General features: G+C 69.5%; 22 protein-coding genes and 1 pseudogene. 13 read left to right on the top strand and 10 right to left on the bottom strand.

Translation table 11 applies throughout. From position 1 onward, the window contains the following. Positions 1–6: 6 nt before the first annotated feature. A complete protein-coding gene (locus ACP693_RS10325) occupies positions 7–1,524 on the bottom strand; it encodes a Y-family DNA polymerase (RefSeq protein WP_426017063.1) in 1,518 nt (505 codons plus the stop codon). Then, positions 1,439–2,194 (bottom strand): ImuA family protein, encoded by a 756-nt coding sequence (locus ACP693_RS10330; protein ID WP_426017062.1) that lies wholly within the window; start codon positions 2,192–2,194, stop codon positions 1,439–1,441. Before ACP693_RS10330 ends, ACP693_RS10325 begins: the two co-directional genes overlap by 86 nt. Before the next feature lie 98 nt (positions 2,195–2,292). Between ACP693_RS10330 and ACP693_RS10335 the strand changes: the two genes are divergently transcribed. From ACP693_RS10335 to ACP693_RS10360, 6 genes and pseudogenes are all read left to right on the top strand, one after another. After that, the gene (locus ACP693_RS10335; protein WP_426017061.1) at positions 2,293–2,670 is read left to right on the top strand and encodes a hypothetical protein; all 378 of its coding nucleotides are present in this window, start codon (positions 2,293–2,295) and stop codon (positions 2,668–2,670) included. Then, a complete protein-coding gene (locus tag ACP693_RS10340; protein ID WP_426017060.1) occupies positions 2,667–3,107 on the top strand; it encodes a DUF1810 domain-containing protein in 441 nt (146 codons plus the stop codon). Before ACP693_RS10335 ends, ACP693_RS10340 begins: the two co-directional genes overlap by 4 nt. Positions 3,108–3,275: 168 nt before the next feature. Next, positions 3,276–3,548, top strand: a pseudogene (locus ACP693_RS10345) (SemiSWEET family sugar transporter); the annotation flags it as partial. A 368-nt stretch (positions 3,549–3,916) separates the two neighbouring features. Beyond that, positions 3,917–4,516, top strand: a complete 600-nt coding sequence (locus ACP693_RS10350; protein ID WP_426017059.1) for a cysteine hydrolase family protein — start codon at positions 3,917–3,919, stop codon at positions 4,514–4,516. Further along, positions 4,503–6,587, top strand: coding sequence for a glycoside hydrolase family 65 protein (locus tag ACP693_RS10355; protein ID WP_426017057.1), 2,085 nt, complete (start codon positions 4,503–4,505; stop codon positions 6,585–6,587). Before ACP693_RS10350 ends, ACP693_RS10355 begins: the two co-directional genes overlap by 14 nt. A 66-nt stretch (positions 6,588–6,653) precedes the next feature. Then, complete coding sequence (locus tag ACP693_RS10360; protein WP_426017056.1) at positions 6,654–6,938, top strand: hypothetical protein; 285 nt, start codon at positions 6,654–6,656, stop codon at positions 6,936–6,938. Between the two features lie 28 nt (positions 6,939–6,966). On the opposite strand, the gene ACP693_RS10365 is transcribed toward ACP693_RS10360, so the two are convergent. The 4 genes from ACP693_RS10365 to ACP693_RS10380 form a co-directional block, all read right to left on the bottom strand. Beyond that, on the bottom strand, positions 6,967–7,224 hold the full coding sequence (locus tag ACP693_RS10365) for a hypothetical protein (protein ID WP_426017054.1): 258 nt from the start codon (positions 7,222–7,224) through the stop codon (positions 6,967–6,969). A 168-nt stretch (positions 7,225–7,392) separates the two neighbouring features. Then, the gene (locus ACP693_RS10370) at positions 7,393–8,568 is read right to left on the bottom strand and encodes a zinc-dependent alcohol dehydrogenase (RefSeq protein ID WP_426017052.1); all 1,176 of its coding nucleotides are present in this window, start codon (positions 8,566–8,568) and stop codon (positions 7,393–7,395) included. 17 nt (positions 8,569–8,585) lie between these two features. Beyond that, the gene (locus tag ACP693_RS10375) at positions 8,586–9,152 is read right to left on the bottom strand and encodes an SRPBCC family protein (RefSeq protein ID WP_346497139.1); all 567 of its coding nucleotides are present in this window, start codon (positions 9,150–9,152) and stop codon (positions 8,586–8,588) included. Positions 9,153–9,286: 134 nt separating this feature from the next. Continuing rightward, a complete protein-coding gene (locus tag ACP693_RS10380) occupies positions 9,287–9,607 on the bottom strand; it encodes a hypothetical protein (protein ID WP_426017050.1) in 321 nt (106 codons plus the stop codon). Positions 9,608–9,887: 280 nt separating this feature from the next. Between ACP693_RS10380 and ACP693_RS10385 the strand changes: the two genes are divergently transcribed. The 7 genes from ACP693_RS10385 to ACP693_RS10415 are packed head-to-tail and all read left to right on the top strand — an operon-like array spanning position 9,888 to position 16,185. Then, positions 9,888–10,985: a glycosyltransferase gene (locus tag ACP693_RS10385; protein ID WP_426017048.1), complete on the top strand. Its 1,098-nt coding sequence runs from the start codon at positions 9,888–9,890 to the stop codon at positions 10,983–10,985. Further along, the gene (locus tag ACP693_RS10390; protein WP_426017046.1) at positions 10,982–11,929 is read left to right on the top strand and encodes a glycosyltransferase; all 948 of its coding nucleotides are present in this window, start codon (positions 10,982–10,984) and stop codon (positions 11,927–11,929) included. The genes ACP693_RS10385 and ACP693_RS10390 overlap by 4 nt, the downstream gene beginning before the upstream one ends. Further along, complete coding sequence (locus tag ACP693_RS10395) at positions 11,926–12,969, top strand: glycosyltransferase (protein ID WP_426017044.1); 1,044 nt, start codon at positions 11,926–11,928, stop codon at positions 12,967–12,969. The genes ACP693_RS10390 and ACP693_RS10395 overlap by 4 nt, the downstream gene beginning before the upstream one ends. Next, positions 12,962–14,062: an acyl-CoA dehydrogenase gene (locus tag ACP693_RS10400; RefSeq protein WP_426017043.1), complete on the top strand. Its 1,101-nt coding sequence runs from the start codon at positions 12,962–12,964 to the stop codon at positions 14,060–14,062. Before ACP693_RS10395 ends, ACP693_RS10400 begins: the two co-directional genes overlap by 8 nt. Continuing rightward, positions 14,059–14,766, top strand: a complete 708-nt coding sequence (locus tag ACP693_RS10405) for a PIG-L deacetylase family protein (RefSeq protein ID WP_426017041.1) — start codon at positions 14,059–14,061, stop codon at positions 14,764–14,766. The genes ACP693_RS10400 and ACP693_RS10405 overlap by 4 nt, the downstream gene beginning before the upstream one ends. After that, positions 14,759–15,340 carry a class I SAM-dependent DNA methyltransferase gene (locus ACP693_RS10410; RefSeq protein WP_426017039.1) on the top strand — a complete coding sequence of 194 codons (582 nt, stop codon included), beginning with the start codon at positions 14,759–14,761 and terminating at the stop codon, positions 15,338–15,340. Before ACP693_RS10405 ends, ACP693_RS10410 begins: the two co-directional genes overlap by 8 nt. Further along, a complete protein-coding gene (locus ACP693_RS10415) occupies positions 15,337–16,185 on the top strand; it encodes a glycosyltransferase family 2 protein (RefSeq protein WP_426017038.1) in 849 nt (282 codons plus the stop codon). The genes ACP693_RS10410 and ACP693_RS10415 overlap by 4 nt, the downstream gene beginning before the upstream one ends. A gap of 54 nt (positions 16,186–16,239) precedes the next feature. Here ACP693_RS10415 and ACP693_RS10420 read toward each other — a convergent pair whose 3' ends face one another. From ACP693_RS10420 to ACP693_RS10435, 4 genes are all read right to left on the bottom strand, one after another. Further along, positions 16,240–19,557, bottom strand: a complete 3,318-nt coding sequence (locus ACP693_RS10420; RefSeq protein WP_426017037.1) for a DEAD/DEAH box helicase — start codon at positions 19,555–19,557, stop codon at positions 16,240–16,242. 396 nt (positions 19,558–19,953) lie between these two features. After that, positions 19,954–20,145 (bottom strand): ComEA family DNA-binding protein, encoded by a 192-nt coding sequence (locus ACP693_RS10425; protein ID WP_426017035.1) that lies wholly within the window; start codon positions 20,143–20,145, stop codon positions 19,954–19,956. Continuing rightward, positions 20,142–20,351 (bottom strand): hypothetical protein, encoded by a 210-nt coding sequence (locus ACP693_RS10430; RefSeq protein WP_426017033.1) that lies wholly within the window; start codon positions 20,349–20,351, stop codon positions 20,142–20,144. The genes ACP693_RS10425 and ACP693_RS10430 overlap by 4 nt, the downstream gene beginning before the upstream one ends. A 6-nt stretch (positions 20,352–20,357) precedes the next feature. Then, positions 20,358–20,621 carry a DUF2171 domain-containing protein gene (locus ACP693_RS10435; protein ID WP_426017031.1) on the bottom strand — a complete coding sequence of 88 codons (264 nt, stop codon included), beginning with the start codon at positions 20,619–20,621 and terminating at the stop codon, positions 20,358–20,360. Positions 20,622–20,764: the final 143 nt, after the last annotated feature.

Genomic DNA, 20,764 nt, shown 5'->3' on the forward strand with positions numbered 1-20,764 from the left:
CCGGCGTCAGCCGAACAGGCCGTGGAGCCACCAGCTGAGGTCGCCCGTCTGCGCCTGCTCGCCGTCGCCGCGCCGATAGACCCAGAAGCGGGCCCCGGCCTCGTCCTCCAGCTGGAAATAATCCCTCACGGCGTCGCGTTCGCCGTCGCGCCGCCACCATTCGCCGAAGATCCGCTCGGGGCCGTCAGCCCTTTTGACCCGATGGCGAACGCCGCGCCAGCGGAAGGCGACCGGCGGCTGATCCGGCAGGAGGGCGACGGCCTCGATCGCCTCGGGGCGGGCGAGGAGCCGCGACGGGCGCGGCCAGCGTCGGGCCCAGGTCTCCGTCACCGGCGGGGCGGTGGGGGGGAGTTTACGGGTCGCGCGTTCGGGGACGTCGCTCTGGGCGGGCGCGAGGCGATACAGGTTTTGCGGGCCGAGACGATTGGCCAGAAGATCGACGAGGTCGCCGATGTCGGGCGTGGCCTGACCGGTCAGGTCGCCGGAGGTCGGCGACCAGTCCAGCGGCAGGACGACCGGAGCGGCCAGGACCATGGCTTCGACGCCGAGGCCGGGGTCGATGGTCTCGATCCGGTCGCAGAGCAGGCGTGCGAGCCGTCCGACGTCGCGGACGGGGCGGGCTAGGCCCACGCGGATGGCCTCGGTCCGGTTGTCGATCCGCTCGAAGCGCAGATCGAGCCGTGTCGCGCCAAGGCCTTGGCCTTCAAGGGTGGCGCTCAGGACTTCGACCAGTTTGAGCGTATAGCGGGCCAGGGTCTCGGGGGCGCCGATCGGTTCGGGGAACAGGCGTCGGACCTGAATCAGCTGTGGGGCGTCGATGGGGGTGATCGGCTCGGGGGCGCGTCCATAGGCCTGGTCCAGCCGACGGGTCAGCTCGGGGCCGAACCGCAGGGCCAGGGGCGCACGGGGCTTGGCCTCCAGCTCGCCGATGGTGTCGATCCCCAGACGCTCCAGGCCTTCGACCATGTCGGCGGGAAGGCGCAGGGCGCGCACCGAAAGATGGCGGATCGCGGGGCCGCCGCGTTCGACCGCCGTGGTGGGTCGGGCGACCTGGCGGGCGAGGGCGTGGGCGGCGCCCCAGGTGTCGGCGAGGGCGGCCCGAGCGTCGAGGCCGACGCTGGCCGTCTGGGCGATCAGATCGTCGAGCAGACCCTGGTCGCCGCCATAGCGGTGGCCGGCGCCGGTGACGTCGAGCACCAGTCCGTCCGGCGGGTCGGCGGCGACGATGGGCGCGTAGCGGCGCAGCGCCCACAGGGCGAGCTGATCCAGGGCCGCGGCGTCTCCCGCGGGATCGAAGGGGTGGACGACCAGATCGCCCAAGAGCGCGCGGGCCTGGGTCGCCGCCATGCCGGGATGGAGACGATGGGCGAGGGCGGCGGGGTCGGCGGCCAGGACCAGCCGTTTGCGCCCCTGGCGTCCGACCAGGACCAGGGGCGTGTCAGGCGACGGCGCGTCCGGTCCAAGCCGGCGCCGCAATCGGTCGGTCGGCCAGGTAGGCAGGTAGAGCGAGACGACCCGTCTCATCGCAGGCTTCCAGTTCGAAATCCGCGCAGGCTCCGGCGCGGCAGCGGATCAGTTCGACGAACCAGCGCGGGCGTCCGACGCCGGCGACGGGCAGGGGGGCGGAGGGCAGGGCGGTGACCCGCCACCTCGTGGCGGCGGCCGTGGGCTGGCCGAAGTCCGCCGCCTCGGCCTGGCGACGCCATCGTCGCACCGCCAGGCCGAGGGATCCGCTGTCCTCGGCGACCAGTTGCAGCCGCCGGGACGCGGTCATGGACAGGCGGGCCACCTCGCCGACGACCGCGCCGAAGCCGCCGTGGCGCAGGCCGTCCTCGAAGGCGGCCAGCACGCCGGCCTCGTCGCCGGCCTCCACATAGATCACCCGGTTGGACGAGAGGCCGGCCTGTTCCAGGGCCGGGGCGAACAGATCCGGCCGGGTCACGCACCAAAGCACCGGACCCTGGGTGCGGGCGGCGACGCCCGCAGCGAAGAGGGCGGCGACCGCCCCGTCCACGGCGCCGTCTCCGCCGCCGGCCACCTCATGCAGCGCGCCCAGCGCCAGGCCGCCGGCGGGCAGCCGACGGTCGAGGGCGTCCAGGCCGAACGGCAGGACGCCGCGCGGCGTGCGTCGGGACGCCTCGATGCGGGCGATCTCGGAACGCAGGGCCTGAAACGGGGACGGGACGACGGACATGATCTCCTGAACTGGGCGAACCGTTCAATGTTCCGTATTTGTTCTTATCGAACGTCACGGGAGTCAAGGCGCGAAGGCAAGCCTCTGTGGAGCGGTCTGTGGGCGGCGCCATCTCGCGGGTCGGGCGTTGTGCGTCCATGCCTGCGCCTTCGCCTCATCCCACCACGCCCGACGGCCGCTATTTCGTGGTGCGCGGCCGCCTGTGGCGCTGCGCCGATCCGACGCTCGCCGCAGAGACGCGCGAGGGCCTCGTCCAGGACCTGATGTCAGCGCGTCGATCCGTCCGTGCGGCCCTGGCTGTGGCGGATGAAGACGCCCTGGCCGCCGCGCGTCGCGCCGTCGACACGGCCAAGATCGCCCTGGGCGAGCGCGGTCCGGTCTGGTGGGACGACGGGGCGCCGGACCTCAACCGGCGCATGGCGCGCAACACCCTCTATGCGGACTGGTTCGCCGCGCTGGACGGGGGCGACGCATGACCGCCGACCTGGAACGGTTCGTGACGGCGCAGGACGGAGTGTTCGACACCGCGATGGCCGAGCTCGCCGCCGGTCGCAAGGCGAGCCACTGGATGTGGTTCGTCTTTCCTCAGGCCCGATCGCTGGGCCGGTCGCCCACGGCCGTCTTCTACGGGATCGCGTCCCTGGCCGAGGCCCGGGCCTATCTGGCGCATCCGATCCTGGGCGACCGGCTTGCCCGCGCTGCGGAGGCCGCCACGACGGCGCCGGCCGCCTCGCTGCATCGCCTGTTCGGATCGCCGGACGATCTGAAGTTCCGGTCGTCCATGACCCTGTTCGCCCAGGTCTCGCCCGAGCCTGGCGTCTTTGACGCCGCACTCGCCCGATGGGCTCTGGGTCCCGACCGCCAGACGGCGGACCTGGTGGAAAAGGCCCAGAAGGGGCCGGATGTGCTGTGAAGGATCAGGACGGGCGCGGCCCGGACGAAGACGGCTTGCGGCTGCGGCCAAGCTGAGCCGAGCCGCTCCGGGATTGATGGACGTTCGTGCCAGCTCAGGGCGGCCCGGCAGACGACTGAGCGCTTTCGCGCATAGGAACAGAGGGGCGCAGGCCCACGTTGCGGGCTTATGAATGAGACCTTCGCCAATCTCGTGGGATCGGCCGCAGCCATCTGCTCCGTGACCAGTTTCGCGCCCCAGGGGATCAAGATCTGGAAGGAGCGGGACGCCTCCGCCGTCAGTCTCAAGACCTATTCGCTCACGGTGTCCTGCTTCATCCTCTGGGTGGTCTATGGCGTCATGACCCAGGCCTGGCCCGTCACCGTCGCGAACAGCTGCGCTTTGATCATGGCCTCAGGGGTGCTGGTCATGAAGTGGCGCTTCCGCGACGGCGATCCAAAGTCGGACGCCAAGGTCGCCGGGGACGAACCCGGCGCAGTCGCGGCCGATCATGGACACAGGGAGGGTTTGGCCCGGCGGGAGGGAACGAACGCCCCGGCCTATGCGATTGACATGGACAGGGAGAGCACGATGACCGTGGGTGCGGAAGAGGGTGATCCTCGGCGGTCGCCGAACCGGAAGCAGGCCGCTGACGCCCGCTCCGGCCTGGCCCAGGGCGGCCTGGGCGGAGCCGGGACTGAACTGTTGGACTCGGGCCAGGAGGAAGTCTTTTCCCGGGCGGAGGTCGAAAGCGGGCGCATCGAACATCATACCGGCGAGACGGCGACCCACGCGCGTCTTGAAGCCCGCAAGCCAGAGGAGATCTGACCGTGGCCGGTCTGCATGCGCCCCTGCCGACCACGACCGTTCACCTGTGCGTCGACATGCAGCGGATGTTCGTCGAGGACACCGAATGGCGCACCCCCTGGGCCGAGCGGGTCATGCCCGTCCTCGTCAAGCTCTGCGAGGCCAAGGCCGACCGGACGATCTTCACCCGTTTCATCCCGGCGGCTCGCGTGGGGGAAGGGCAGGGCACCTGGCGCGACTACTGGCGCCGCTGGGCCTCGATGACCCTGGAGGCGATGGGGCCTTCAATGATCGATCTCGCCAGCCCGCTGCAGAGGTTCACGCCGCCCGGCCGCTTAATCGACAAGAGGGCCTATTCGCCTTGGCTGGGCACGGGCCTGGACGCTGAACTGCGCGCCCACGGCGTCGACACCCTGGTGGTCACCGGCGCGGAAACCGACGTCTGCGTTCTGGCGGCGGTTCTGGGCGCCATCGATCTGGGATACCGGATCGTGGTCGTCACCGACGCGGTCTGCAGTTCCGCCGATGACCCTCACGACAATCTGCTGGCCCTTTATCATGACCGGTTCGCCCAGCAGGTCGAAACCGCCGAATGCGCCGAGGTGCTCGATGGCTGGCGGTGAGGGAAACGCCTGGCGCCCGATCAGCCCGCCGCCGGCGCATGGCGCGCGCAACGGCGCCCTGCCGGCCTATGTGTCAAACGGCCTGATCGGTCTGCGCGTCCGTGAAATGGCGCTCGCCCCCGGCATGACCCTCGTGAACGGCGTCGCCGGCGAACATCCGGAGCGACGGATCGAGGCGGCCGCGCCCGTGCCCTATCCTTTGGCGGCCGACGTCTGCATCGAAGGCGTCTGGCTGTCGGACCAGCCCTGGTGCGTCACCGACCTGGTTCAGGACTACGACTTCGCCACCGGTGAGCTGACCAGTCGCTGGACCGCCCGCCTCGGGGAGGTGACGGCGCAGTTCGAGGTGGTCACCTTTGCAAGCCGCACGGCCCCGACCGTGGTGCTGCAAGAGGTCTTTGTGCGACCCGACAGGGCATGCGCGCTCCAGCTCCGCGCCGTCGTGGCGACCGCCGGTCTGAGGGGGCGGGTGACGCGACGCCGCACCGATACGCCGGGCGAAGCCGAGCCCGCCTGCGACGGATCGCTGCTCTGGACCACCGAGGGCGACCTCTCGACCTGCGGGCTCGCCCTTTGGACCGAGACCCGTCCGGCTGCGGCGCGGAGCGTCGCTGCCTGGGATGCGTCCGGGCCGCTTCAGACGGCCTACGACTTCGGGCGCGTCGGCAAACCGGGCGCCCGCCTGCGACAGATGGCGGCGCTGGTCCCCTCGCTGGTGCACGCCCGGCCGGACGAGGAGGCGGTGCGCCGCGTCGCGCGTGCGGCCGAGACCGGATTCGAGACCTTGCGCACCCGAAACCGCGAGGCCTGGCGGGCCCTTTGGCGGGGCCGGATCGTGGTCGAGGGCGCCCGGCCAGAGCATCAGGCCCTGATCGACGCGGCCTTCTTCTATCTCAACAGCTCCGTCCATGCCGCCTCGCCGGCCGCGACCTCGATCTTCGGGCTGGCGACCTGGCATGACTATTCCTACTACTACGGCCATGTGATGTGGGACATCGACGCCTTCTGCGTCCCACCCCTGATCCTCAGCCAACCCGACGCCGCGCGCGCCCTGCTGGACTTCCGCAGTCGCGGCCTGGCCGCTGCGGGCGCCAACGCCCGCCTGTCGGGACGTCAGGGGCTGCAGTTCCCCTGGGAGGCGGCGCCCTCGACCGGGCAGGAGGCGACGCCCGGCGGCGGATCGGGCGCGGCGCACGAGGACCACGGATCGTTGCATGTCGCACGCGCCTTCAGCCTCTATGCCGATGCGACGGGCGACGCGGCCTTCCTGCGCGAGGAGGCGTGGCCCGTCCTCAGCGGGGTGGCGGACTGGATCGTCAGCCGGATGGTCCGAACCGCTCGCGGCTATGAGTTGAAGCGGGCCACCGGTCCGGCCGAAGTGCCGGTTCCGCCGGACAACGACGCCTTCACCCTGATGTTCGCCCGGGATGTCTTGACGCGCGCCACGGCCGCCGCAGAGGCCCTGGGCAGGCCTTCGCCGGAGGCCTGGCGTCAGGTCCGCGACGAGCTCTACCTGCATATCCGCGCAGATGGGGTGATCGCCGCCCATGACGACTTCCGGATCGACGAGCCCAAGGGGGCCACGCCATCACCCCTGGCCGGCCTGTTTCCGGGCGGATATCCGGCCGGACCCGATGTGGCGAAGGCCACGCTCGACTTCTATCTGGCGCATTGGAAAGCCTATGTGGGTTCGCCGATGTTTCCGGCGCTGTATGCCGCCTGGGCGGCGCTTGCCGGCGATCGCGCCTTGGCGCTGACGCTGTTCGAGGAGGGATACGCAGCCTACGACGCCGGACGATTCCACCAGTGTCTGGAATATCGGGCCGACCACCCGGACAGCGAGACTGCGGCGGGACCCTTCTTCGCCAACCTCGGGGGGCTGCTGCTCGGCCTTGTCTACGGATTGACCGGACTGGAAGCGCGCGGCGCGCCCGCCGACTGGCCCGCCCGGCCCGTGGTCCTCCCTGAGGGATGGAAGGCGATAACGGTGGAGCGCCTTTGGCTGGAAGGCCGACCTGTTCATCTGCGCGCGGAGCACGGCGCTGAGCGCGCTGTCCTGTCGCGGCCGTGAGGCGGCGATGATCAGGCTCGACGTGACTTCGCAGAGTGCGGCTCGGCCTGGCCGGGAGGGGGCGTCATGAGACCGAGGACGCCCGTGCTGGGCTATCAATTGCGCTTCCGTCAGGGAGGAGAGCCGGAAACGCTCATTGCGGGCGATGTCGCGGACGCCCTCCGCCAAGCCCGGCGCCGGGCCTTTGCGCTGAAGGCGCCGGTCGCCGTCTGGCGCGACGGTCGTCTGGTCGTCGAATGTGAGCCGCCGCCGACCGAGGATTTTGAGGGGATCGATCCGGGCCTGCACGAGCGCCTTGTCGCGGCGGGTGTCTATATTTTTTCGCAGCCGCAGGGTCCCGGTCGGACGTGACCTCCGCGTCCTCGTCGGCGACCCCCGGCTAACGGATGTCTTGTGGCGCGGCCGCGACGCCAGGCGTCACGGGAGCGAGCTCGGCGGCCTGTGACTGGGGCGCGGGCGCGTCCGCAACGACCGCGCCGTCGTCCGGGATTTCCGAAATCGACAGGATGGTCTCGCCCTCCGAGAGCAGAGGGGCGGCGGCGTCGGCCGCCTGAACATCCGTTTCCGACCGGACCTGGACGCTGCGCTCGCGGCCGCCGGTCTGGCCTATTCTCAAGGTGTAGAGACGCTCGGTCATGAAAAGGTCCTCGCTGTGGCGCCCGCCTTGTGACGGGCCCTTGGGGTTGAAACCTTCCGGTCGGGGCGGTTGTTCCGGGCGCCGGGTCGCGCCGAACCGGGGACGGACGCCCAGAGGGCGTCTTCGGCAGGCCGCCCCTCGGACTGTGGGGCCGCCTGCCGGGCGCGATCAGTGGGGTTTGAGCACGACCTTCGTCCACTCGTTCGGATTGTCGTGGAAGTTTTTGTAGGCCTCGGGGGCCTGCTCCAGCGGCAGGCGGTGGCTGATGAGGTCCGTGGTGTCGATCTTGCCGTCCAGGACAAGGTCCAGCAGTTGGGGCAGATATTTCTGCACATGCGTCTGGCCGGTCTTGATGGTCAGGCCCTTTTGCATGAGCGCGCCGATCGGCAGCTTGTCGCCGAGTCCGCCATAGACGCCCGGGATCGAGATCCGGCCGCCTTTCCGGCAGGCCATGAGGGTTTCCCGCAGCACATGCGGACGGTCGGTGCCAAGCCTGGTCTCCTGCTTGACGGCGTCGATGACGTTGTCGGGTGAAAACCCGTGCGCCTCCATGCCGACGGCGTCGATACAGGCGTCCGGACCGATGCCGGCGGTCATCTCCATCAGGGCTTCGCGGATCTTGACCTCGTGATAGTTGAGGACCTCCGCCCCGTTGGCCTTGGCCAGCTCAAGCCGGCGGGGGTGATGGTCGATGGCGATGATGCGTCCGGCGCCCATCAATTTCGCGCTCTTTATCGCGAACAGGCCGACCGGACCGCAGCCCCAGATCGCCACCGTGTCGCCCGGCTCGATCCCGGCGTTCTCGGCCGCCATCCAGCCGGTGGGGAAGATGTCGGACAGGAACAGCACCCGCTCGTCCTCGATCCCGTCGGGCACGACGATCGGGCCGATGTCGGAATAGGGGACGCGGACATATTCCGCCTGGCCGCCCGCATAGCCGCCGGTCAGGTGGGAATAGCCGAACAGGCCGGCGGCCGGATAGCCGTAGGCGATCTCGGACGCGTCGGACTTGTCGGCCGGATTGGAGTTGTCGCAGGCCGAAAACTGCTGTTTGCCGCAATGGAAGCAGGAGCCGCAGGCGATCACGAAGGGCACGACCACCTTCTGACCGACCTGAAGGCTGGTGTCGCCCCGGCCGATCTCGACGACCTCGCCCATGAACTCATGGCCGAGGATGTCGCCATTGGACATGCCGGGGATGACGCTGTCGTAGAGGTGCAGATCCGAGCCGCAGATGGCCGTGGCCGTGATCTTGATGATCGCATCGCGGGGGTTGATGATCTGAGGATCGGGGACCGTATCCACCTGAACATTATGTTTGCCGTGCCAGGTCAGGGCGCGCATGGGACTTCCTTCCGGGATCAGAAATGACGATCGGCGCGCGGCGCCGCATCGGGGGCCTTGGACGTCGGGACCTCGCCCGTTTCCATCAGTTGCTTGAAGCGCCGCAGTTCGCGCCGGGCCTGAACCCGGGGCTCTCGCTGCATCACCTTCGCGACCAGTTTGCCGACGGCGCCCGCAGGCGGGTCGTAGCTGATCAGAACGCGGACCTCGGTGCCTCGGCCGAAGGCGTTGTCGCGGAACGCGATCCAGCCCTCGTGATCGACGTCGCTGTCCTCGGTGGAACGCCAGGCGATATATTCGCCGGGACGGTCGTCGGTGATCTCGCTGACCAGTTCGATTTCCGCGCCCGCCGGACCGGCGACGGTCCAACTGGACCGGGCGTCGTCCAGCACATCGACCGACTTCACATTCTCCATGAAGCTGGGCAGGTTCCGGAAGTCGCGCCAATAGTCATACAGCGCCTGACGCGGCCGGTTGATCATGACGGCGCGGATGCTGGTGGCGTCATAGGCGCCCTCCACTTCATCCTTGTCGTTGAACGCCGGCGACTGAACGTCGGCGTCGGTTGAGAGGGGTTCGGACATGGTCGAGGGCCTCCTTTTCGTTGAACGGTCGGGCTCAGCTGCCTGGGACAGGAACGGGTCGGCATGGCGGGCGAAACGGGCGCTCGCTCCTGCCTCTGTCGGCGGATGCGGCACGCGAAAGCGTCGTCGCGGGTCTAGACGGACGCGGAAGCATTCGGCTCAGCCTCGCCGTTGAACTCTCGGAACGCGGCCCGGAAGATTTCGGCGTCGTCCGTTGAGCCTGGCGTGACCGAGACCGCGATCCGGCCTTCCACCGGCGCGTCCGATCTCGCCTCGACGCTGGGATCTGCGGCTTCCAGATCGCCGCCGGACGCCCTGTCGCCCACCGTATTCTCTTGTCCATCGGGAGCGACCCGGATGGCGTCCCGGGAGACCCCATGGGTCTGAACAAGGCGTTCGACCACCATCTCGGCGTCTCGACGCGTTGCGAAGGTTGATGTGATCGGTGCGGTCATAGGTTTCCTCTCGGGTTGCTCAAAGCCGGGAACGCGCGTCCGCGTCTCAGGGTCCAAGAAAGTTGAACGTCTTCGCCACGCGCCAAGAAGGACGTGCGTATTCGTTGGTTCTGGGCCAGGATATCGACTGCAACCTACTGCCAACCCTCCCATCAAACGTGACATGGCGGAGCGCGAAACCGCACACAGGAACCGATCGGCCACGGTTCGTCTTACGTCGTCAGGTGTAAAACGTTGGACGGGCCCAATAGGGCTCGGTTTGGGGCAGGGCCGGAACTTGATGCGAATCGGCGTCATCGCACATCTTAAATATCCCATCGCCGAGCCGTTCGCCGGCGGGCTGGAGATGCACACCCATCTGCTATGTCGTCTGCTGCGGCGGCACGGCCATGACGTCACCCTCTTTGCGGCGACGCGATCCGATCCTGCGCTTGGCCTTGAGGCGATCTGCGAACAGACGGAGATGGCGAAGGTCGGGACCGCTGAAGCGGGCGACGTCGCCTTTTTCCGCGAGCATCATGCCTATCTGTCCCTGATGACCCGGCTGCGTCGCAGCGGCTTCGACGTGATCCACAACAACAGCCTGCACTATCTGCCGGTATCGATGGCCGACACCCTGCCCATGCCCGTCGTGACCACGCTTCACACCCCGCCGTTCTGTTGGCTGGAAAGCGGGGTGCGCGAGAGCCGGGGCGGAAACATCCGGTATGTCGGCGTCTCGGAATCCATCAGGGCGAGCTGGCAGGACGTCGTGCCGCTGGATCATGTCATCCTGAACGGGATCGACCTCGGTAGCTTCCCGTTTCACGCCGAGGCGTCCGGACCGCCGCATCTGATCTGGTACGGGCGGATCGTTCCGGAAAAGGGGCTGCACCACGCCTTGGACGCCGCTCGCCTGGCCGGACTGCCGCTCCGGTTCGCCGGGCCGATCGCCGACCCGGACTATCATCGCCGCGAGATCCTGCCGCGGCTGTCGTCCGACACCCTGTATCTCGGCCACCTCGACCACCGCGCTCTGGCGCGAGAGATCGGGTGCGCCGCCGCTGCGCTGTGCACGCCCTGCTGGGACGAGCCCTACGGCCTCGTTGTCGCCGAAGCCCTGGCGAGCGGCACGCCGGTCGCGGCCTTCGCGCGGGGCGCCATACCGGAAATCCTCACGCCGGCCTGCGGCGTGCTGGCGTCGCCGGACGATCCCGCCGACCTCGCCCGCGCCGCCCGCGTTGCCGTCGGACTGTCGCGCCGCGCCTGCCGGGCTCGGGCCGAGCAGGCCTGTGACGCCCGTGAGATGGTGCGGCGATACGAGGCGCTCTATCGCGATCTGACGGCGGAACGGCTGGCCGTCGCCAATGACAGCCCTGCCGACCGGCTCACCGCGTGAGCGTCATCCCCTTCTGTGTCTGCGTGCCCGCGCGGAACGAGGCTGACCGCCTTCCGCGCCTGCTCGATGCGCTCGCGCGCCAGACCGGCGTGGGCCGGGTGCGCGTGGCGCTCTGCATCAACAATACGACCGACGGGAGCCGGCGGCATGCCGAGGGGGTCGCCGCCGCCCATCGCGCCACACTGACGCTGTCCGTGGTCGAACACACGTTTCCGCAGGAACACGCCCATGCGGGCAGCGCCCGGGCGGCGGCCATGAACCTGGGCCTGGAGCTCCTGGACGGGGAAGGGGTCCTTCTTTCGACCGACGCCGACGCCCGGCCGCCGACGGACTGGGTCTCAGCCAATCTCGCCGCCGTCTCTGGGGGAGCCGATCTCGTCGGGGGCGCCCTGTCGCTGGACGAGGACGAACCGGAGAGCCAGGCGCTCCAAAGCGGTTGGGCCGTCTGGCGCGATTACTGGCGGGAGGTGAGGGCGATCGAGGACGCCCTGGACCCGGTCCCCTGGGATCCGGCTCCCCGCCACGGCGACCACACCGGCGCCAGTCTCGCCATCACCGCTGCGGCCTACAGGGCGGCAGGCGGGACGCCGCTTTTGCCCACCGGCGAGGATCGCGCCCTGGTGCTGGCGGCCCAGCGCGCCGGCGCCAGACTGGTTCATCCACTCAGCGTATGGACCCGCGTCTCCGCGCGCGCGCACGGCCGGGCGCAGGACGGCATGGCCCAGGCCATGGCCCGCCTGGCGCGCCAGACGGCGGGACAGGAGCCCATGAGGGCGCCCGCCTTTTCCCATTGGCGGGCCCGCGCCTTGTGGCGCCGCGACCTTCGCCGTCTGCCCGACGGCGCGCAGCGGATCGCGGAGGCAGAGCCGCATCTGCCGCCCATGCCGCTGGACTATGCGCTGGAGCTGAATGGCAGGCCTCAACCCGACGGCATCGCGCCATGACCCGTCCGATCGGCTACTATGTCCACCATCAGGGGGAGGGGCATCGTCAACGCGCCCTTCAGGTCGCGGCCGCCGCGCCGACGCGGTTCGTCCTTCTGGGGACCGGGCTCGCGGGTCGTGGCGGCGAGGTCGCCGTGCTTGATCTACCCGACGACCGAGTGGACGCCGCCACGGGGTTCGGCGCGGACGGCGGACCGAATCTGCCCAAGGCGCTTCATTATGCGCCCTATGGCGTCGCGGGATTGCGCCGGCGGGTCGGCGACCTGTCGACATGGATCGCGACGGCCGCCCCGGCCCTCGTCGTGGTGGATGTGTCGGTCGAGGTGGCGCTGCTGGCCAGGCTGGCGTCGACGCCGGTCGTCTATGTGCGGCTGTCCGGCGCGCGAACGGATACGGCCCATCTGGAGGCCTTCCGGGGTGCAGAGGCTCTGCTCGCGCCCTGGCATCCAAGGCTGGAGCATCCCGATACGCCAGACTGGGTGCGGGCGCGGACCCGTTACTTTGCGCCGTCGCGACGCGCAGAGGTCGGTTCGGGCGATCACGACGCGGTCCTGGTCGTTCACGGGCGAGGCGGCGCGCCGATCGACGGGGACCGACTGGCCGCAGCCGCCTCCGCGACGCCGAACCTGCAATGGACGGTGATCGGGCCTGTGACGCCGCCGTGTCACGCGCCGCCAAATTTGGCGTTGAAGGGCTGGATTGAGGATGTGAACTCGGAAATCCAGAAGGCCGGCGTCGTTGTCGGAGCGGCGGGCGACGGCCTTGTCGACGCCGTTCTCGGAGCGGATCGTCCGTTCGTCTGCCTGCCGGAACCTCGACCCTATGAGGAGCAGGCGGCCAAGGCTGCAGGGCTTGCCCAGGCCGGCGCGGCCGTCGTCTTGGTCGCATGGCCCGAACCTAAGGCTTGGCCGGGGATTATTGCTTCGGCGCGGAGCCTTGACCCGCAGGCCCGACACGATCTGCGCGGGGAGGGCGTCGAGGCCGCCGGCCGTTGGCTGGTCGAACTGGCGGATCGAAGACGAGAGGATAATGATGCCTGACGCGCCTGCAGCCGTCCCGGACGTGTCGGCGGACGACGTTCACGACGCCCTGGCGGCGCTCGGCGAGCGCTACGACGCCTCGCCGCGCTTTCCGGTCGACAGCCTGGCGCTGCTCCGGACGCTCGGCCTGCACCGGCGCTACGCCCCGGCAGCCAGCGGCGGCGAAGCCTTCGCCACGCCGGCCCTGAAAGCCCTGGCCCTCCTGGACGATCTGCGCCGGGTGGGGCGCGCGGACCTGAGCGTGGGCCGTCTCTTCGAGGGCCATGTCAATGTGCTGGCCCTGTTCGACTGGTATGGCGCGCCCGAGCAGAAGCTCTGGCTGGCGGATGTACTCGCCGCCGGCGGCTGGTTCGGGGTCTGGGCCACGGAACCCCAGCCGGGCGTCCAGCTTCGGGAGGGCCGGCTGTCGGGCGCCAAGATGTTCGCCACTGGGGCGGGCGGACTCGCCTATGCCGTCGTCACCGTTCAGCCCGGCGAGGGACCGCGTCGTCTGGCCGTGGTGCCGGCGGATTGCGGCGAGCGGGCCGATCTCACGGGATGGCGCGTCCGCGGCATGCGGGCGACCCTGAGCGGTCGATATGACGTCACCGATCTGCCGGTGACGGACCTGAACCTTTTGGGGGAGCCGGGCGACTACGACCGCGAACCCCGCTTCACCGCCGGCGCCTGGCGCTTCACGGCGGTCCAGCTCGGCGGCGTCGAGGGCCTCGTCCTGGCGATGCGCGCGGCCCTGTCCGAACCGGCGCGTCGCGATCCGTTGCAGCGCGCCAAATTCGCCGAGGCGGTCGTCGCCGCCCGCACCGCCTATCTGTGGGTTCGCGAAGCTGCCGAGCGGGCCGCGACGGAAGCCACCGACGCAGCGGATTTTGCGCGGGCGACCCGCGGCGTCGTCGAGCGAAGCGCGCTGGATGTGATGGAGCTGGCGGCCCGGGCGACGGGAACCCGCAGCGCCTTCGACGGCGAACGGCTGGACAAGATCATCCGCGATCTCAGCCTCTATCTTCGCCAGGCCGGACCGGACCATGCGCGCGACGAGGCGGCCAAGACCTGGCTGGATCACGATCTCTGGGGCGCGGGAGACGCCCTGTGGTGAGCGCCAAGCTTGGGCCGGTCGGCGCCGCGCCGCTGGCCCGGTCGCGCTGGGCCCGGGCGCGATGGCTCGTCCTGGCCCCGCATGCCGATGACGAGACGCTTGGCGCCGGCGCCCTGATCCAGCAGGCGGCGGGAGAGGGACGTCTCGGCGGCGTGGTCATCGTGACGGACGGCGGCGCCTCCCATCCCCATGCCGACGATCGCGCGCGCCGCCGCCTGGTCGCGATCCGCAGAGTGGAGGCGCGCCGAGCGATCCACCGGCTGACAGGGCGCGCGACCGCGCAGCCGATCTTCCTTGATTGGCCGGACGCTGCGCCGCCGGTCGTGGGCGACGCCCGGTTCGAGGCGAGCGCGCGCCGTCTCGCCTGGCTCTGTCGCCGCCTCCGCATCGACGCGGTCGCCGTCACGGCGGTGTCCGAACCCCATTGCGATCACGAAGCCGCAGGACGGTTGGCGCGTCGGGTCGTCAGTCTGGCCCGGCGGCCGGTCGCCCTGTTCGAATATGGCGTCTGGGCGCGGCCGGCGGCGCAGGGCGATCTTCAGTTGGCGACCCGGCCTTTGGCGGCCGGCCGAAGAGCCCTGGCGCTTGCCGCGCATCGGAGCCAACGCACGCCGATGATGGGCCCGGGATTCCGTTTGGAGACGCCGGATCGGCTCTCGGCCGCTTGCGACCGACTTTATCTGCGAAAGGCGCCCCATGGCTGATCCCTCCCTCGGCGCGGACTATTTTGAGGACGTCTTCGCGGGCGATCCCGACCCCTGGGGGTTGGACAGCCGCCCCTACGAAGCCGAGAAACACGCCCGAACGGTCGCGAGCCTGGGCGACCGAAGGTTCCGGCGCGGCCTTGAGGTCGGATGCGCCGGCGGCGCCCTGACGGCGCGGCTGGCGGACCGATGCGAGGCGCTGGTGGCGCTCGACATCAGCCGGACCGCCCTGGATCGGGCCCGGCGTCGACTGGGACATCGTCCCCAGCTCGTGTTTCGCCAGGCCGCCTTTCCCCATGACGTGGCGCTCGCCGGCCCCTTCGACCTGATCGTCCTGTCCGAAGTCGCCTACTACTGGAGCGACCAGGATCTGGCGGCCGCAGCGGCGTTCGTCCGCGCCCATCTCGGGCCCGGGGGGATGGTCCTTCTGGTGCACTGGACGGGGGAGACCGACTATCCGCAGACCGGGGACGGCGCCGTGACGACGCTTTGGCGCGACCTGGAAGACATCCTCAGCGTGTCTCTCGACGCGCGTCAGCCGGGCTATCGGCTCGATCTGTGGAGACGACCATGACCCTGAGCGTCCTGACCCTGGTCCGCAATCGCCAAGCCCACCTCGACCAGCTGATCGCCGGTCTTGATCGCAGCGTCACGGCGCCGGCCGAGCTGATCATCATCGACATGAGCGATCGGCCCATTTCGACGCCGAAGGCGGGCTTTCCGATCCGCATCGAGCGCCTTCCAGGGGAGAGGCTGCCTCTGGCGGCGGCGCGCAACAGGAGCGCCGCCTTGGCTCAAGGCGAACAGCTGCTGTTCCTGGACGTCGACTGTATCCCGGCGGCCGCGACCTGCGGCGTTGTCGCCGGCCTGCTGGAGGCCGAGGATGTCGTGGCCTGTCCGAAGGTCCTTTACCTGCTGTCCGGCGCGGCGCGTGCGGCCTGGACGCAAGCGGACCTCGATCAGGCGGGCGTGGCGCATCCGGTGCGACGGTTTCCCGCGCAGGGCGCGCGGATCGAAATAAATCCCGGCCTGCTCTGGTCCCTGGCCTTCGGCATGCGTCGCTCGACCTTCTTCGCCGTCGGCGGCTTCGACGAAGCCTTTGTCGGCTATGGGGCGGAAGACACCGATCTTGGGTTCAGGGTCGCCAAGGCGGGCGTGCCCATGGTCTTCACGGGCGACGGCGCGGTCTATCACCAGCATCACGACGCCTATGACCCGCCGCTTCAGCACTTCGCCGCCCTGGTGGCCAACGCCCGCACCTTCCATCACCGCTGGGGGGTCTGGCCGATGGACGGCTGGCTCGCCGACATGCGGGCGATGGGCCTGATCGACTGGACATCGGACGACCTGCGGGTCTTGAGGCCGCCCACGGCCGAGGAGCTCGCCGCCGCCAAGCGGCCTTCGAGCGCGGTCTTCTAGCGGCGACGCCGGGCGCGAACGCGCCTTCTCGCCCCGGTGAGGAAGGACCGCCGATCAGGCCGCCGCCAAGGTTTCCAGCAAGGCCTCAAGATCGGCGGGGGTGTGAGGCGCCTCAGCGGCGGTGTCGACGATCAGCCGCTCTCGCGACCAACGACGATCCGGCGAGGAAGACAGAGTGGACGAAAGACCCTTCGCCCGCTCGGCGTCGAAGCGGAAGGCCGTGGCCTTGGGACCGCAGCTGATCTCCGTGACGCCGGCGGACGCGGCGAGCGCGGTCAGCCTGTGCGTGCTCAACAGGGTTTCGGCCGCCTCGGGAAGCGGCCCGAACCGATCCTCGATCTCCTCCTGAAGGGCGTCGATCGCCTCGACGGCGGTCATCTGCAAGAGCCGCGCATACAGCGAGAGTCTCACAGTGGGGTCCGGGACATAGTCCGGCGGAATCCGCCCCGTGGTCCCAAAGTTCACGACGGGGGGGCGGGGGTCGACCGCCGCCTCGCCTCGGGCGGCCCGCAGCGCCCGCGCGAGCACGCTTTGATAGAGGCTGGCGCCGATCAGATGGATGTGCCCGGCCTGTTCGTCGCCGACGAGATCGCCGCCGCCGCGCAGGTCGAGGTCGCGAGCGCTGATGGCGAACCCGGCGCCAAGCCGATCCAGGGCTTCAAGGGTCTGGAGACGCGTACGCGTCGTTTCGGCCAGAGGCGCCTCCGGGTCGCTGAGGAGATAGGCGAAGCCCTGACGCCGTCCGCGTCCGACCCGGCCGCGCAACTGGTGCAGTTGCGCCAGCCCAAAGCGATCGGGACGCCAGACCAGAAGGGTGTTGGCCCGCGGCACGTCTAGGCCGTTCTCGATGATGTTGGTGGTCAAAAGAACGTCGCCCCGCCCCTCGGCGAAGTCGGTCATGACCGCTTCCAGGGCTTCGGCCGACAGCTTGCCATGCGCAACGGCGACGGAGAGCTCAGGAACGAGCCGGGCCAGTCGCTCTGAGAGCGGCTCAAGATCCTCGATCCGCGGCACGACGACGAAACTCTGGCCGCCACGGCCCTTCTCGCGCAACAGGACGGTGCGGACGGACCCTTCGTCGAACGCGGTCAGGAAGGTGCGGATCGGCCGGCGTCGGGCGGGCGGACTGGCGATGAGGCTGACGTCCTGAATCCCGACCATGGCGCTCTGGAGGGTGCGCGGGATCGGCGTGGCCGACATCATCAGGAGATGGTCCCCGCGCGCCGCCAGATCCGTCTTCAAGGTCGCGCCGAACCGATGCTCTTCGTCGATGACGACGAGGGCCAGATCGGCGAAGTTCAGAGTCTCCTGCGCCAGGGCCTGGGTGCCGACGACGATGCCGATCGTCCCATCGGCCAGGCCGTCGCGGACGCGCCGCGCCTCGGCGGAATCGACGAGTCGGGAGAGCGCCGCGACGGTTATGTCCGAGCCCTCGAACCGGCGACGGAAGGTTTCGTAATGCTGGCGGGCCAACACCGTCGTGGGGGCGGCGATCATGACCTGCCGGCCCGACAGGGCGACGGCGGCGGCGGCGCGGAGCGCAACCTCCGTCTTGCCGAACCCGACATCGCCGCAGACCAACCGGTTCATCGGACGACCGGAGGCGAGATCGGCCAGGACGGCGTCGATGGCGGACAGCTGATCGACGGACTCCGGAAACGGGAACCGGGCCGTGAACCGCGCATAGGCGGTTCGGGGCGGGACGACGGCAGGGGTTCGCCTCGCTTCCCGGGCGCGCGCGAGTTCGACCATCCGGGTCGCGGTCGCATCGATCTGGGCGCTGACCTCCGCGCGGCGCTTGGCCCAGCCCTGGGTGTTCAACCGATCCAGGCTGACGCTGGCGGGCTCCGAGCTGTAGCGCCAGATCCGGTTGAACTCTTCGACCGGCGCCAGGAGGGTGGCGCCGTTATGATATTCCAGCCGCACGACGTCGCGCACCACGCCGTCGGCCTCGAATTCCTCGATCGCCGTCAGCACGCCCAGACCGTGATCCTCATGAATGATGACATCGCCTGGACGGATGTCCGTTTCGCCCAGGCCCGGATTCGGGGCGCCGGACGCCCTTGCGATCCGACCGCCAGTGATATCGGTCGGGGTCAGGACGGTCAGGCCCGAGCGGGCGTCCTCGTAGCCGCCGTCAAGGTCCGCGAGGACCGCCGTCAGCCCGCTGGAGTCGTTCCCGGCGAGCGGGTTCCATGACGGGGAGGGCGCCGGCGGAACGAGACCGTTTCGCTTCAGGAGCCGGGCCATGACGCGATGCTCATGGGCCAATCCGGCCAGGACGACCGATCGGCCTTGGGATTGCTGATCCTGAATATAGTGTTTGAGCGCCGCGCCGGGGCTCCGCTCTGTCGCGAAGCCGGGCGTCGGGCTGACGCCCTCCAGGTCGAGCGCAGTCGCGGCCCGGAGCGCGCGCGTCGCCTCCGCCGGCGAGAGATAGAGGCGATCCGGAGCCGGCGCCGCCGCGCCGTCGGTCTCGCCGAACCCACGACGGGACTCATAGGCCTCGGCGATCTGGTCCCAGACGCGCGAAAGGCGAGCCTCCACATCGTCGTCGCGCAGGAGGCGGGCCTCAGGGAAGGCGTCGAACAGCGTGCCGAGGGGCGCGTCATAGAAGCGCGAAAGGGCATGGGGGTCTTGGGCCGCCCGGTCGCTGTCGCCGGTCTCGGCCAAAACGAGCTCGGACGCCGCCGTCAGGGTCAGGCTGGCGACGCTGTCGAGGGAACGCTGGGTCACGGGATCGAACGCCTTGATGTCGGCCACTGTCCCATCCGGATCGATGACGAGCCGATAGGGCGTCACCGCCGACGGCGGGTAGACGTCGATGACCTCGGCCAGGATGGCGATTTCGCCAGGCTCGTCGACGCGCTCGTCCGGCATATAGCCGGTCCGTCGGGCGAAGGCTTCGATCGCCTCACGATCCAATGGGTCGCCGGTCGTCAGGGAAAAGCGGGCCGTCGCGACGCCTTGGGGCGGCGTCCGCTGCAGCATGGCCTCGGGGGAGGTGATCACCAGCCGTCCCGCCCTGCCGGGAACGGTCGCATGATGCAGGACCGCCATCCGCCGCCCCATGCTTTCGCGTGACGGCGCGGCCCGGTCATAGGGCAGGCAATCCCACGGCGGGAAGACGAGGACGACTGGACCCGCGGGCGCGGCCATGGCCTCCAGTGCGCGGGCGATTTCGTCGGCGCGACGCTCGCTTGCGGCGACGAAGATCAGGTCTGCGCCGGCCTCCTGGCTCCAGGCCGCCACGAGCCTCGCCGCCACGGCGGCCGGCGGGGTCTTGCGCGCGGGCGCCTTGTCGTCGGGGGCAGGCGCCGGACCGTCGACGAGCGGGAGGGGGCCGGCGATGGGCGTCGAGGTCTGGGTCATGAATGGTCCGAAACTGCCGTGCACCAACTCCGAAAAACGCCGTGGGTTCTGCGCGGTTACAGACACACGGGACGAATGATGCCCCGTCGCTGATCAAGCGAAGCCTCCGTTTCGATCCGTAACGCATCGGCCGCGACGATGGGGGCAAGCCGCGTCTAAGCACTCACGGCCGTTCGAGGACGGAGCGAGCGCATCGAGGTTTTAAGCCTGTCCTGAGCGTGAAGACGCCCTCGGGATATCATGGCATCACGCGGACCATCATTCGCGGCGCTTTGACTATGGTGCATCGCGCAGACGATGCCGGATGACGGATCAGGATAGATCGAGGACGCGTCTTCAGGTCCGGACCGAGAGGCGGCATCCGCCGCAGCGATCGTCGCTGCGGCGTGAGCTGTATCAGCCCGGTTCGACCGAAACCTGGGCGCCGACCCCGTCGGTCTTGCCGGCCAGGCCGGGCACTTCGTCCAGTTGGCGAAGGCTGGTGAAGCGGCCCCGTTCCTCGCGATAGCGAACGATCTCGAAGCCATGACCGCGCAACTCCTCGACGCCGTCAAACTCCTCGGCGGTCGCCGTGTTGAGGTCGATCATGTGTCGCCGTCCTCAGCGGATCCTGTGGGTCGATGTCCCAGGGCGAAATCGATGGCTTCGATGTCGACCTTCAGCTTGACCAGGTCGCGAATGCGTTCGTGATCGCCCGAGTTCGCCGCCTCGACCGCCGTCGGCCAGACCTGGGTCTGGAGGTCCTCGCGGATCGCGTGAAGTCGGGCGGCGACTGCCGCGTTGTCAGTGCTCATGGGGTGCTATTTCAGGTCGGCGATCGCCTCGCCGGCCTCTTCCTCTTCAAGAAGGGCGGCGTTAGCAGCGTTGGCGGACAGCCGGACTTGGTTGCCTTCGATTTCGGCGACCAGACCGCCGGAGAGATAATGGTGGTGATCGCTGTGTGATCCGCTGTCGGCCTTGGTGAGCTTGATGCGGTCGCCTTCGACCTTGTCGACCGTGCCGAGGTGGACGCCGTCTGCGCCGATGACGTCCATATGGGCTTTGATCTGTGAGAGGTCGGTCATGGCGGATCTCCTTGTGACTGCGACAGCTAACGGAGACCGGACCGCGACGTTCCAGGGGGTTGGAAGTCCGGGGCGTCGTCACCCTTATCACCCGGGCTGACCAGGCGGTGCCGATGTCACGGTCGGCAGGTGAGCATCGCGTT

Source organism: Brevundimonas sp. TWP1-3 (genome assembly GCF_049896085.1).
Lineage (GTDB): Bacteria > Pseudomonadota > Alphaproteobacteria > Caulobacterales > Caulobacteraceae > Brevundimonas.

Bases quoted from the DNA above. Each gene is read 5' to 3' on its own strand.
- ACP693_RS10325 (WP_426017063.1), bottom strand. From the start codon at position 1,524: ATGAGACGGGTCGTCTCGCTCTACCTGCCTACCTGGCCGACCGACCGA.
- ACP693_RS10330 (WP_426017062.1), bottom strand. From the start codon at position 2,194: ATGTCCGTCGTCCCGTCCCCGTTTCAGGCCCTGCGTTCCGAGATCGCC.
- ACP693_RS10340 (WP_426017060.1), top strand. From the start codon at position 2,667: ATGACCGCCGACCTGGAACGGTTCGTGACGGCGCAGGACGGAGTGTTC.
- ACP693_RS10355 (WP_426017057.1), top strand. From the start codon at position 4,503: ATGGCTGGCGGTGAGGGAAACGCCTGGCGCCCGATCAGCCCGCCGCCG.
- ACP693_RS10360 (WP_426017056.1), top strand. From the start codon at position 6,654: ATGAGACCGAGGACGCCCGTGCTGGGCTATCAATTGCGCTTCCGTCAG.
- ACP693_RS10365 (WP_426017054.1), bottom strand. From the start codon at position 7,224: ATGACCGAGCGTCTCTACACCTTGAGAATAGGCCAGACCGGCGGCCGC.
- ACP693_RS10370 (WP_426017052.1), bottom strand. From the start codon at position 8,568: ATGCGCGCCCTGACCTGGCACGGCAAACATAATGTTCAGGTGGATACG.
- ACP693_RS10375 (WP_346497139.1), bottom strand. From the start codon at position 9,152: ATGTCCGAACCCCTCTCAACCGACGCCGACGTTCAGTCGCCGGCGTTC.
- ACP693_RS10380 (WP_426017050.1), bottom strand. From the start codon at position 9,607: ATGACCGCACCGATCACATCAACCTTCGCAACGCGTCGAGACGCCGAG.
- ACP693_RS10385 (WP_426017048.1), top strand. From the start codon at position 9,888: ATGCGAATCGGCGTCATCGCACATCTTAAATATCCCATCGCCGAGCCG.
- ACP693_RS10395 (WP_426017044.1), top strand. From the start codon at position 11,926: ATGACCCGTCCGATCGGCTACTATGTCCACCATCAGGGGGAGGGGCAT.
- ACP693_RS10400 (WP_426017043.1), top strand. From the start codon at position 12,962: ATGCCTGACGCGCCTGCAGCCGTCCCGGACGTGTCGGCGGACGACGTT.
- ACP693_RS10410 (WP_426017039.1), top strand. From the start codon at position 14,759: ATGGCTGATCCCTCCCTCGGCGCGGACTATTTTGAGGACGTCTTCGCG.
- ACP693_RS10415 (WP_426017038.1), top strand. From the start codon at position 15,337: ATGACCCTGAGCGTCCTGACCCTGGTCCGCAATCGCCAAGCCCACCTC.
- ACP693_RS10420 (WP_426017037.1), bottom strand. From the start codon at position 19,557: ATGACCCAGACCTCGACGCCCATCGCCGGCCCCCTCCCGCTCGTCGAC.
- ACP693_RS10425 (WP_426017035.1), bottom strand. From the start codon at position 20,145: ATGATCGACCTCAACACGGCGACCGCCGAGGAGTTTGACGGCGTCGAG.
- ACP693_RS10430 (WP_426017033.1), bottom strand. From the start codon at position 20,351: ATGAGCACTGACAACGCGGCAGTCGCCGCCCGACTTCACGCGATCCGC.
- ACP693_RS10435 (WP_426017031.1), bottom strand. From the start codon at position 20,621: ATGACCGACCTCTCACAGATCAAAGCCCATATGGACGTCATCGGCGCA.